The organism is Salinibacter altiplanensis (assembly GCF_002894645.1).
Lineage (GTDB): Bacteria > Bacteroidota > Rhodothermia > Rhodothermales > Salinibacteraceae > Salinibacter > Salinibacter altiplanensis.
On record NZ_NCQY01000009.1, the window covers coordinates 65,120 to 77,314 of the forward strand.

General features: G+C 69.5%; 7 protein-coding genes. 3 read left to right on the plus strand and 4 right to left on the minus strand.

From position 1 onward, the window contains the following. Positions 1–212 precede the first annotated feature (212 nt). The 3 genes from B7R93_RS15680 to B7R93_RS03635 all read left to right on the plus strand — a co-directional run bounded on the left by B7R93_RS15680 (position 213) and on the right by B7R93_RS03635 (position 3,393). Positions 213–890: an alpha-amylase family protein gene (locus B7R93_RS15680; RefSeq protein ID WP_232797976.1), complete on the plus strand. Its 678-nt coding sequence runs from the start codon at positions 213–215 to the stop codon at positions 888–890. Then, positions 790–1,851, plus strand: a complete 1,062-nt coding sequence (locus B7R93_RS15685) for an alpha-amylase family protein (RefSeq protein ID WP_232797978.1) — start codon at positions 790–792, stop codon at positions 1,849–1,851. The genes B7R93_RS15680 and B7R93_RS15685 overlap by 101 nt, the downstream gene beginning before the upstream one ends. A 285-nt stretch (positions 1,852–2,136) precedes the next feature. Continuing rightward, positions 2,137–3,393: a M48 family metallopeptidase gene (locus B7R93_RS03635; protein ID WP_103019479.1), complete on the plus strand. Its 1,257-nt coding sequence runs from the start codon at positions 2,137–2,139 to the stop codon at positions 3,391–3,393. An 18-nt stretch (positions 3,394–3,411) separates the two neighbouring features. On the opposite strand, the gene B7R93_RS03640 is transcribed toward B7R93_RS03635, so the two are convergent. The 4 genes from B7R93_RS03640 to B7R93_RS03655 form a co-directional block, all read right to left on the minus strand. Then, positions 3,412–7,521, minus strand: coding sequence for an ATP-binding protein (locus tag B7R93_RS03640; RefSeq protein ID WP_103019845.1), 4,110 nt, complete (start codon positions 7,519–7,521; stop codon positions 3,412–3,414). Positions 7,522–7,638: 117 nt separating this feature from the next. Beyond that, on the minus strand, positions 7,639–8,100 hold the full coding sequence (locus tag B7R93_RS03645; RefSeq protein WP_103019480.1) for a DUF4783 domain-containing protein: 462 nt from the start codon (positions 8,098–8,100) through the stop codon (positions 7,639–7,641). 186 nt (positions 8,101–8,286) lie between these two features. Then, the gene (locus B7R93_RS03650) at positions 8,287–9,252 is read right to left on the minus strand and encodes a 2-hydroxyacid dehydrogenase (protein WP_103019481.1); all 966 of its coding nucleotides are present in this window, start codon (positions 9,250–9,252) and stop codon (positions 8,287–8,289) included. Positions 9,253–9,565: 313 nt separating this feature from the next. Further along, the gene (locus B7R93_RS03655; protein ID WP_232797980.1) at positions 9,566–12,040 is read right to left on the minus strand and encodes an endonuclease MutS2; all 2,475 of its coding nucleotides are present in this window, start codon (positions 12,038–12,040) and stop codon (positions 9,566–9,568) included. Positions 12,041–12,195 lie beyond the last annotated feature (155 nt).

Below are 12,195 nucleotides of genomic sequence, written 5' to 3' on the forward strand. Positions count from 1 at the left end.
TCCTCCCGGTCCCTTCATCGTCGCCTCCCATCTGGGATGCATCGGCCTCGTGGGGGCATTTTCGTTCAAAATGTGCCCGTTTGGGGCGCGGTCCAGTGCTACTGCGAAATGAGTTGGGGAGAGGCCCAGAGCCCCGTTCGTCTCTCGCCGATCTTCTCCCTCGGGGAGCCGTCGATGTTTGCACCACCGCACAGATCCTACGTTCGTCCGGCATGCCCTCGTCGTTTCCCGTCCATGGCGCCCACCCCCACGACGACGCCGTCACGTTTCGCGTCTGGGCTCCGGCAGCGGACGCCGTCGCCCTGGAGCTCAAAGACGGGCCGTCCCTCGCCCTCTCAGCGACCGAGGGCGGCCTGTTTGTCCGGACAACCGACGCGGCGGCCCCCGGCACGCGCTACCGGTTCCGGCTGGACGACGATGGCCCATTTCCCGACCCGGCCTCGCGCCACCAGCCGGAGGGTGTGCACGGCCCGTCCGAGGTCGTCGACCCGACCGCATACGACTGGGGCGACGCGGACTGGACGGGCGTCGCCCGAGAGGATCTCGTCGTGTACGAGCTGCACGTCGGCGCCTTTACCGAGGCGGGCACCTTCGATGCGGTTCGCGAGCAGCTCACGTACCTCAGGGATCTGGGCATCACGGCAATCGAGCTGATGCCAGTGCACGGCTTCCCGGGCGCGCGAAATTGGGGGTACGACCCGGCGGCTTGGTTCGCCCCGGCACGCACCTACGGCCGGCCCGGCGCCCTGGGGCGCAGCCGTCAACCTGGACGACGAGGGCGCCGAGGGGGTGCGGCACTTCTTCGTCGACAACGCGCTGCACTGGCTGCGCGAGTACCACATCGACGGCCTCCGCCTCGACGCCACTCATGCCCTGCACGACGAGAGTGAGCCCCATTTCCTGGCGGCGCTGTCGGCCGCCGTGGACGACCACATCGACGGCCCCGAGCGCTTCCTCATCGCCGAGGACTCCCGCAACCAGTCCCTCCTCGTGCAGCCGCGCGACGCGGACGGGCACGGGCTCGACGCCGTCTGGAGCAACGACCTGCACCATCAACTGCGCGTGTTCACGGCCGGCGATACGCAAGGCTGCTACCGCGACTTCCAGGGCACGACGACCGACGACATCGCCACCACCCTGCGCGACGGGTGGTTCTTCCGCGGGGGACACTCGGAGCACGTCGGCGGGCCGCGCGGAACCGACCCCGCCCCGGTGGACCGCACGCAGTGCGTCGTCTTTATTCAAAACCACGACCAGGTGGGCAACCGCCCTGCCGGCAATCGGCTGACCGACGACGTGTCGCCGGCCACGTACCGGGCGCTCTCGGTGCTCCTCTGTGTCGTACAGGAGATCCCTCTCCTCTTTATGGGCCAGGAGTGGGCGGCGTCGACGCCGTTCCAGTTCTTCACCGACCACAACGATGAGATCGGCCCGCGAGTAACCGAGGGACGCACGGAAGAATTTGCGGACGTCTCCGGCTTTGCGGGCGACGTGCCCGACCCGCAGGCCAAGGCCACCTTCGAGCGCAGCGTGCTGGACTGGGACGAGCCGCGCCGCCCCCCGCACGACGGCGTGCTGGCGCTCTACCACGACCTCTTGGCTCTCCGCCCCCAGCTTGGCGACGAGATACGCGTCGACGCCCGCAGCGACACGACGCTGCTGTTGGAGCGCCCCCCGGTCCACATCATCGTGAACCTGAAGGGCGCAGCCCAGGTGGACATGCCGTCCGCCCTCACGGCGATACTGCACACCGAGCAAAGCGGCTACACCGTCGCCCCGCAGCCGCCCGCCGTCTCGGCGGACGCGGTCTCCTTCTCTCGGGCGGGCGCCGTCGTACTCGGGGCCGCCTAGCAAGGGCATCTCCTTCGACATTCGATGTGAAAGAGGACCGGTGTGTGCGAAAGAGGCCTACGATGAGTCTCACGGAGGAAAAACCGGCCCTCTTGCCGCCCGTCCCTCCGTCTGCGCCACGCCTCCGTCCCCACCACGGGTGCCGGAGCCGGTGCCGCCGTCCGCCTGGTCGTCCCGTCGATCACGGCCGGGAGCACACGCGTAAGAGCCTCGCGGAGTCTTCAGCCCGCAGAGCACGGAGCACACCGATTTCGATTGCCGATAACAATCCAACGTTTTGCCGCTGTGAACACCTACGCCGTCCTGATCCTCGGTGCCCTTCTGGCCGAGTACGGGCTCACCCTCAGCTCCGACCTCCTCAACCTCCGCCATCTCCAGCCCGAGTTGCCGGCCGAGTTTCGGGATACGTTCGACCGGGCGGAGCACGAGCGCGCGCAGGAGTACACCCGGACCCGGACCCGCTTCGGGCTCTTCTCGTCCACGGTTGACCTTGCGGTGCTGCTCGTCTTCTGGTTCATCGGCGGGTTTGAGGGGCTCGACACGGTCGTGCGTGGCTGGGGCTTCGGGCCCATCGCGACGGGCCTGTGCTACATCGGTCTCCTCGTGCTTGGGCGCGGGGCGCTGTCGCTGCCATTCACGATCTACTCCACGTTCGGGATCGAGGAGCGCTTCGGGTTTAACGAGACCACGCCCAGGACCTTCGTGCTGGACCTGCTGAAGAGCGTCGCGCTCGGGGTCGTGCTCGGCGGGCCGCTCCTGGCCGCGGTCCTGTGGTTCTTTCAGTCCACCGGCCCGTACGGCTGGGTGTACGCCTGGGTCGTGGTAACGGCGGTCATGCTGCTCCTTCAGTTCTTCGCCCCGCGCTACCTGATGCCCCTCTTCAACGACTTCGAGCCGCTGGAGGCGGGCGGGCTCCGCGAACGGATTCTGTCGTACGCCGATCGGGTCGACTTTCCAGTCGACGAGGTGTACGTGATGGACGGGTCGCGCCGGTCGAACAAAGCCAATGCCTTCTTCACCGGCTTCGGGGCGAACCGGCGCATCGTGCTGTTCGACACGCTCGTGGAGCAGCTGTCCGTGGACGAGCTGCTGTCGGTGGTCGCCCACGAGATGGGCCACTACAAGCTGCACCACATCCCCCAGCGCATTGCCACCAGCGTGGTGCAGACCGGCGTGCTCTTTCTGCTGCTTTCGGTTTTCCTGCAGGTCGAGGGCCTCTTCGACGCCTTCTACGTCGACCAGCCGTCGGTGTACACCGGCCTCTTGCTTTTCGGACTGCTCTACTCCCCGGTCGACCTGCTGCTCTCGATCCCGCTCAACGCCTGGGCGCGCCGCCACGAGTTCCAGGCCGATCGCTTTGCGGTGGAGACCACTGGCCGGGAGGGGGCGCTCGTGAGCGGCCTCAAGCGCCTTGCGGAGACGAACCTGTCCACCCTCACGCCCCACCCGCTGACCGTGGCCCTGGAATACTCTCACCCCCCTCTCGCCGAACGCATCGACCAGATTCGCGCCGCGGCCCGGCCGGCCCAGTCGGCCACGTAGCCCGTACGCAGCCCTCCCTTACGCGGTCGTTTCGATTAGCGGCAGGCGGATCCAAAACGTCGTCCCTTTCCCCTCTTCTGTCTCGTACCCAATCTCGCCGCCGAGCTCGTCGATGCTCTTTTGAGCGATGGCAAGCCCGAGCCCGGTGCCACTCGTTTTCGTCGAGAAGTTGGGCTCAAACACCTTGTCCTGCACCGCCGGCGGGATGCCGGTGCCGTCGTCGATCACCTCGCTGTAGACCGACGGCCCCTCGTCCAATCCCTCGCTTGGCTGTGCAGTGACCCGGACCCCGCCTTCATGATCGTCGGGGAGGGCCTGCAGGGCGTTCTTGAGGAGGTTGATGTAGACACGGCGCAGCTCCTCGCGGTCCGCCTCCACCACCAGCGGGTCGTCCGGCAGGTCGAGGGCCAGGGCCTCGGCGTTGGCCGCCTCCTCTTCCATGAGCGCTGCGGCCTCTTCGATGACCTCGATCAGGTCGGTCGGCTCGGGCACGCGGGTCGGCAGCCGGGCGAACGTCGAAAACTCGTCGGCGATGCGCACGAGCGACTCGACCTGCTCGATGAGGGTGCTCGTGATGCGGTCAAACACCTCCTCGAACGGCGAGCCCTCCGTCGTGCCGTCGGCCTGCTTGAAGGCCCGGCGGAGGTGTTGGATGGACAGCTTCATGGGTGTGAGCGGGTTTTTGATCTCGTGGGCCACCTGGCGGGCCATCTCGCGCCAGGCCAGCTCCCGCTCCTGCCGGGCCAGCTTGCGCCGGCTCTCGGCCAGCTGGTCGCGCATCTCATTGAACGTCAGCACGAGGTCGCCAATCTCGTCCCGCGTGTCCACCGAGAGCGGCCGTGTGAACCGGCCCTCGCCCACCGCCTCCAGGCCCTGCCGGAGCTGGGCGATGGGCCGGGCCAGGGCGTTGGCCAGCACCACCCCCGTGAGCATGACCACCACGACGAGCAGCAGCAGCGCCCCGAAGAGGTAGGCCAGGGTGCGCGACTTCTCCTCCTGCAGCTGCTCCTGCTGGGCGAGGGTGGGCACCCCCACCACGAGCCGCGGCCGCCCCGCCTCGTCGACCAGCGCCCGATACCCCACCCGGTACCGAAACTGCCCAATGGACGCCTCGGCGGTCACGGACCGGTAGGTCTCGTCGTACAGCTCGTGGTACACAGTCCCCGAGAGCCGCTCTTCCACCAGCCCGTCGCGGCGCAGGCGGGGCTGGCTCGTCCGCGTGAGCCGCCCGTCGTCGTAGAGGTGCAGGTCGAGCCCCACCCGGGCGGCAAGGGTGTCCACGTCCGTCCGCTCCGCCACCCGCCACAGGGGCTCGTTGGGGCCGGCCTTCAGGGCCAGCGTTTCCTCCACGCGGGTGAGCTGGTCGTGCATGCGTCGCTCGATGGCGCGCTCATTCTCGCCGGTCACCACACGCACCCCCACCACGCCCACGGCCACCATCGAGACGATGCCAACCACGAGGAAGGCGTTGAGCACCTTGTCGCGGAAGCGCACGCGGCGGGCCGGGAGGCGACCGTGCCGGTACCGCACGGAGAGGCCCAGCAGGTACACGACGAGCCCGACGCAGAGGCCGGCGACGGTCAGTCGAAGCAGGTAGTAGAGGTGGTCGAACGCGAGGATGGCGGGGATGCGCACCGCCACGGTCGACGGCGTAGCCCCCCCCGCCGGCACGAACCGGCGATAGTGCGTCAGGTATTCGCGTCCCCGCACCGTCTCGTGCCGCCACAGGGACGGTCGTCCGCGGAGGGCATCGCGCTGGGCAGTCTGGAGGCGTGCCCGGCCGAAGGCCTCGCCCACGCTCCGCACGAGCCGCCCGTCCCGAAATTCAGCCAGGGACAGGTCGGCGTACAGGTCCCCAAACGAGCCGTCCGGCAGCAGGACTCGGGACAGGCCAAACCCCGTCCCCGGCAGCACAGATTGCGGCTCGATGCGGACCAGCACCCAGCCCTCCACGAACTCGCCCCCCACCGGCATGCCCAGCAGCCCGGCATACTGGCCCCGACGCGCCCCGGCGGTCCGTACAGCCGTGCCCGACGACGACAGTTGCTTCACCACGGCCCCCGGACGCCGCCCGTAGCGGGGCGAGAGGGCCGTGAATGCCGTCCGGGCCGCCGCCTCGGTACGCTCCGCCGGGGCCACGCGTCCGTCGGCCGTGTACTGGCGCCGCACCGTGCCGTCCCACGCCAGCACGCTCAGGCGCACCTCGTACGTGGCCAGGGACGACAGCAGCGACTCCCGCACCACCCGGGCCGCGATCGAATCCATGTGGGCGTCGGCGGCGGGCGCATTGGTCCGCAGGGAAGGCCCTAGCGCCCCGGAGGCCGAGCGGAGCACGCGGCGCACCGAGTAGAGGACGCGCGGGTCTTGGCCCCGTTCAAACGAGCGCGCGGCATCCACCATGTGCTCCTGCCGCCTCGCGTCCATGCCGGCGTACAGGAGCGGGTAGAGCAGCAGCGTGACCGCGAAGAGCCCGCCCAGCAGCCCGCGCAGCGTGAGCACCTCGTCCTGCGCTCGGCGCCCAACGAGGCCGTACGTTGCCAGCCCCCCCACGCCCCCAAGAAGAACCAGCACGTACGGCAACGACACGAAGGCCTGTACGTCCGTGCCGAGGTACAGCGCGGCCAGCGCCCCGCCGTACAGCACCGTTCCCAGCACGAGCCCGATGCCCCGCGGCCAGGTGCGGGGCCGATGGTGCAGGAGGCGACGCAGGGCCACCCACGTGCCCCCAATGCCGACGAGCGCGCCAGAGGCCACGAGAAGAAAGAGGCCGCACAGCACCCCCAGCACGAGCGGCTCCGGCAGCAGTCCGGTGCGGGCAAAGAAGTCGAGGGTGCTATCGAGCACCGCCCGTCGCACGACGAAGGCAAGGGCCACGACGGCCCCGAGACTGCCCGCCACGAGTCCCACCAGGGTTCCAAGATACCGGGCCGCGTGGGGGCGATCGGGCTCGTATCGGCGAAGCGCCTTTGGAAGCTCGTCCAGCGCGTCGGCTCGCGGCCGGTAGTGCCGCCCCAGGTACACGACCCCGGTGGCAAGCCCCCCTGCCCACAGTCCCGTGAGGAGCAGGTCCCCGATGGACCGGAAGAGTCCGCCCCCGAGGGTAGAGGCAAAGTACGTCGGGTCGAAGAGAGCGTCGAGCCCCAGCCCCGGCCCCATCCATCGGGCCGGCACGTCGAACGCCACCATCGCGTAGCGTCCCCCCAGCGCAAGGAGGGTGACGAGGGCGAGCCGACCGGCCGCGGCCTGCCGGGCCCGCCAGTGCCGTCGCAGGCCGGGGCGCCGCGCGAGGCGAAGATACCAACGCCCTCCCAGGACGAGGCCCCACCCTAGGAGGCCGGCGGCCCAGGCCGCCAGAAGATCGGCGTAGAACGACGCCGTTCGGGTCACCACCTGATCGGGCGAGGGCGGCTCCACGGACGCGTACCCCAAAACGGCGCCGTCCCGCCCCCGCAGCGCCCGGTGAGGCGCAGCGGGCGCTGCCCCGCTCCAGTGCACCCGAACCAGTTCGCCGGTGGCCCGGCTCCACCGCGCCTCCAGGCTCGTGGCCTGAACATACCGGTTCTGCACGGGCGGGCGATGCCGAACCACCTGGGCAACCCGTACGGCCCCTCGTTGCTCCCCCTGATGGGAAACCGGCGCCCAGGCCGCGAGGGCCCACCGGCCACTTTCGTCGTGGACGACCGTCGTTCGGGAGCGGGCCCCCGATCGTCCCGCCATGTGCTCGCGGTCGACGGGCACCTGGGGGCCCGCCCAGGCCAGCGTACGGCCGCCCGGCCCGTACACCTCGATCGCGGTGCGGGCCTCGGTCGGGCGCCCGGCGACATATTGAGTGAGCCCCGACGGACGGGCCCCCCGATCCTGCCCGGCCCGTAGGCCCGCCCGAATGCTCGAATCGGCGGCGAGTCCCCTCGCTCGGTCGTGGAGCCGGTCGCGAAGCGCCCCAAACCGCTCTTCGATCGTCGCGAGGGCGGCCTCCACCGCCGCGTCCTGGCGGGCCGGCGCATCGGCCGCGACGTGCTGGACCGCGTAGCCCCGAAGGGCCGCCGTCCCCAGAAGGCCCACGCAGAGCACGAGGCCCACGCCCGAGGCCCACGGACGACGCTGGAGCACACGGAGCAGGCGACCCATCACGCGCAACGGAGAGACAAATCCACAGACGAGCGAGACCCTCTCGGTGCAGGCGCCCCCAACCGGCGCCGCGTGCCCGGAGGAGCAGGAGCGTTTCGCGCCCCGCCCATGCCTCGGTCACTCAGGGGCATGTTCGATCCGCACCTCGTGCAGGTTCCACAGATCCTTTCCCTGGGGCTGGTCGAGCCGAACGTAGACGCGATGCCGACGGACCCTACGGGCCTCTTCGTACTCGCCCCGCACGAAGAAACTCGTCCCCGCTTCCATCACGTCCCCCAGTGCAAAGTGACCCGGGGGGTGGCTCCGGAAGAACTCTCGAAGCACGTATACGGCCTGGGAGCTGCTGTAGAAGGTGCGATTGCCAAAGAGACTGATCTCGACCCGGTCGGCCGACGGCGTGAGGAGCCGACGGGCATCCCCCTCCGCAAACGCAGCCGCCACTCGCTGGGCCATTGCGGGCGGCCCGGTCGTCGAATCCGGGGCAGAGGCACTTGAGTCGGCCGGCTGCCCCTGAGCAGCGGACAGCCCCCCCCCAAGTCCGAGTACGAGGAACACCACCAACGATCTTGAGACAGACATGAACGCAGGGAAGCAACCGGGCAGGGAGTGAGCAACAACAATGCTACGGGCTCGCGGCCGCAAAAAACGGGCCGATTCCGCTCTGCGGGCCGCTGGCCTGTTTCCCACCCCCGAACTGTCCGACACCGCCCACACGAGCGTCCATCCCACCGACCAGCGCACGGGCAACCGGGGAGGGCCGGGGGCCTACACAAGACGGTGCGGCACATGGTCGGCCCCTTCCAGCAACGCCGTGATGGAGGCCACGCACATTTGAGCCATCCGCGTGCGGGTACCAGTGGTGGCACTGCCCAGGTGGGGCGCCAAGACGACCCGCTCCTGCTCCACCAGCCCCGGGTGCACGTCCGGCTCTTCCTCAAACACGTCGAGCCCCGCCCCCGCAATCTCGCCGTTCGCCAGCGCGTCGACCAGCGCCGCCTCGTCGACGACGGGACCGCGGGCGGTGTTGACCAGCAGGGCCGACGCCTTCATGTTCGCGAAGGCCGCCGCATCGAGAAGGTGATGGCTGTCCTCGTTGTGCGGGCAGTGCAGCGAGACGACGTCGCTCGTCTTCAGCAGCTCGTCCAGCCCCACGTACCGGGCGTTCACCTGGCGCTCCACGGTCGGGTTGGCCCGCGTTCGGTTGTGGTAGACCACCTCCATCCCGAAGCCGAGCGCCCGCCGGGCCACCGCCGTCCCGATCCGGCCCATGCCGACGATGCCGAGGGTCTTGCGGGACAGCTCCGTGCCCATCAGGAGCGTCGTCTCCCAGCGCTCGAAGCGGCCCTCGCGCACGTACCGGTCGGCCGCCGGCACCCGCCGGGCGGCGGCCAGCAGGAGGGCCCACGCCTGGTCCGCAGTCGCGTCGGTCAGCACGTCGGGCGTGTGGGTGACGGCCACATCGTGCGCCGCCGCCGCGTCCAGATCGATGTTGTCGACCCCCACGGCGTATTGCGCCACCATTTGGAGTTCGGGCCGCGCCGCAAACAATTCTTCTGTGATCGGGTCGGCGAGCACCGACAGGAGGACATCGGCCCCGTCGGTCAGGGCAATCAGGTCATCGACGGAGCGTGTGCTGCCGTCGGGCGGGTCGCAGACGGTGAGGGTGTGATCGTCCCGCACTCCGGAAAGCCCCTCGTCGATGAGGGGACGCGTCGAAACGATGTGGGCCATCGGCAGGCGTGCTACTAGGAAATGTCGTTGGGGTACGTTGCCGCCCACGAATCTACAAACCGGCGGGCAGTTCGTCCAGCACGTGGGGCAGGCATGGGAGAGCCCCTCGGCAGACTGCCCGCTCAAGAGGTCTTTTGTGCTTTACGGAGGGCTCGTCATTCTGAGGGAATACCGGCGACCGAAGAATCTCTTCGAATTTAGCGGTTCTGCCTCATGTAGAGAGATTCACTCCAGGAGCACTCGGTCGCTGCGCTCCCAGCGCCTCGACTCCGCTCGGAATGACTCTATCCCGAGGAGACTGCTTGAATCTGCATCAGGAAAGGGCGGCCTTCGTCACGCCCGCCCCGCCCTCTTCGATGGGCGCCTTATGGTGGTCCGCCACGTCCGGCCGGTCCGCGAGCATGTCGTGGAGCGCGTTCCGGAGCGCTCCGGTGCCCTTTCCGTGGAGAATCTCGACCGTATCGAGGTCGGCCGCCACGGCGTCGTCGAGGAAACGCTGCACCTGCCGCCGGGCCGCGTCCACCCGCTCGCCCCGCACGTCGATCGACGGGCTCGCCTCAAGGGCCGTCATCTCGGTGCCCCCGCCCGTGTCCTCCTCTTCGGGCGCCGGGCCGCCGACGCGCGTCAGGCGGTCGAGCGGCACGTGCATGTGCATCGAGCCCATCGCGACGAGCGCCTCTCCGTCCTCAATCTCCCGCACCTCCACGGCGGTCGAGCCATCGTCTACCACCACCTGATCCCCCTCGTTGATGGGAGGCCCCGACGCCGTCTGTCGGGCGTCCCGTCCCTCCGCCGGCGCGGCGTCCACGTCGCTCGACCCGGCCTCCTCACGCTGCGCCTCCAGGTCCTCTTTGTATTCTTCGAGCTGCTGCCGCGCCTCCTTGGTGGCCCCCGACTCGGCCTGCGCCTCCTTAATCTCGCGAATGGTGTTCTCGATGCGGGCGTTGGCCTCCTCTACGATGCGCTCGGCCTCCTCCAGGGCCTGCTGGCGAAAATCATCGCGCTCCTTCTCCAGCTTCTGCATCTTCTCCTCGTAGCGCTGCTGTTCCGCCTCGGCCTTCTCACGGGCCGTGCGGGCGTCGTAGAGCTCCTCCTCCAGCTCCTGCGTCCGCCGCTCGAAGGTGGTGATAAGGTTCTCCATCGCCGTCTTCTGGGTGCCGGCCAGGTCGCGGGCCCGCCCCAGCAGGCCCTCCGACAGGCCCATGCGCCGGGCGATCTCGAAGGCGTAGGACGACCCGGGCACGCCCTCCTGGTAGCGATGGGTGGGGCGCAGGGTCTCTTGGTCGAACTCCATCGACCCATTTTCAACCGCCTCCGTCTCGTGGGCGTACGTCTTCAGCGTCCCGTGGTGGGTGGTTGCAATCGTGCGGGCGCCGGCCGCCGTGAGCCGCTCCAGCACTGCCTGCGCCAGCGCCGCCCCCTCGTCCGGGTCCGTGCCGGTGCCCGCCTCGTCGATCAGGACGAGCGCGTTGTCCCCGGCCGCGGAGAGCATGTGACGGAGGTTGGAGACGTGCGAGCTGAAGGTCGACAGGTCGTCCTCAATCGACTGCTCGTCCCCGATGTCGGCCACGATCTGGTCGAAGAGGGGGAACGAGGAGTGAGGCGCCGCCGGCACGGGCAGTCCGTAGGCCAGCATCAGGGAGAAGAGGCCGACCGTCTTCATCGTCACCGTCTTCCCCCCTGCATTGGGCCCCGTAATGACGAGCGTTCGGAAGTCGGCCCCAAGCTCCAGGTCGAGCGGGACCACCTCCCGCGGCGGGAGGGCCTCGTCGTCGCCGCCCGGGGCGCGCCCGTCGGTCTCGTCCTCCGGGTCGAGCGATTCGAAGTGCAGCTGCAGGACCGGGTTTCGGCCCTCGTAGATCTCGATCCGGCCCTCCTCGTTGAGCTTGGGCACCACGGCGTCCAGGCGGTTGGCGAGACGGGCCTTTGCCCGGAGCAGGTCGAACTGCGCCAGCACCGTCAGATTCTCCTCGATCGCGTCGCTCTCGGCCCGCACGTGGCCGGTCACCTGGCGCAGGATGCGCTCGATCTCGTCCTGCTCGGCGCTCTGGAGCTCGCGCACCTCGTTGTTGAGCTCCAGGCAGGCCGCCGGCTCGATGTAAACGGTCTGCCCACTGGCGGAGCGGTCGTGGACAAACCCTTCCACCTTCCCCTTCGCACTGGCGCGCACCGGGATCACCATGCGCCCGCCGCGGAGGGTGGCCTGTTCGCCGGTGGCGTGGCCCTCCTGCACGGCGCGGCGGAGGGCCTTGTTGAGCGTCGTGCGGAGCGCCTTCTCCTTCGAGCGGATCTGCTGGCGCAGGCGCCGCAGCTCCGGCGACGCGTCGTCCTGGATGGAGGCATCCTCGTCGAGGATGGACGCGACGTGCTCTTCGAGGTCGGGGAGCGGGGTGGCCCGCGCCACGGCGTCGGCCAGCCGTGGGTAGTCCTCGCGCCGGGCCTCGAAGTGGGCCTTCAGCCGCCGGAGCGTGACCAGGGTCCGGCGCGTCGCCATCAGGTCCTCCGGGTCCACGTAGGCCTCCTCGGGGGCGGCGCGCCGGAGGGCGTCGCGGAGGTCGTACATCGGGCTCAGCGGCACCGAGTCGCCGTACCGGAAGGCGCCCTGCAGCTCCTCCACCCGACCCAGCTCGCCCCGCAGCCAGCCCATCGTCCGGGCCGGCTGCATCGACGCGAGGCGCTCTTGGCCCAAGGGGCTCTGTACGCGGGCCGCCAGGCGGTCGCGCACGACATCAAAGCCGAGCTTCTCGTCCAGCGAGTCGGGGTACGTCTCCATGAGGGCGTGCGGCACACGAGATTGGGAGGGACGCTCGGGGAGCCCGTGAACCGGGGCGTGAAAAACGACATCCGTCCTCCACGCACCTCCATCCACGGAGGAGCCGGCCCGTTGCTTCGCCGACCCGATCGACCGTCTTTGTGCGACGTGGAGACACAAACGATCGACCG

Bases quoted from the DNA above. Each gene is read 5' to 3' on its own strand.
- B7R93_RS03640 (WP_103019845.1), bottom strand. From the start codon at position 7,521: ATGGGTCGCCTGCTCCGTGTGCTCCAGCGTCGTCCGTGGGCCTCGGGC.
- B7R93_RS15680 (WP_232797976.1), top strand. From the start codon at position 213: ATGCCCTCGTCGTTTCCCGTCCATGGCGCCCACCCCCACGACGACGCC.
- B7R93_RS03645 (WP_103019480.1), bottom strand. From the start codon at position 8,100: ATGTCTGTCTCAAGATCGTTGGTGGTGTTCCTCGTACTCGGACTTGGG.
- B7R93_RS03650 (WP_103019481.1), bottom strand. From the start codon at position 9,252: ATGGCCCACATCGTTTCGACGCGTCCCCTCATCGACGAGGGGCTTTCC.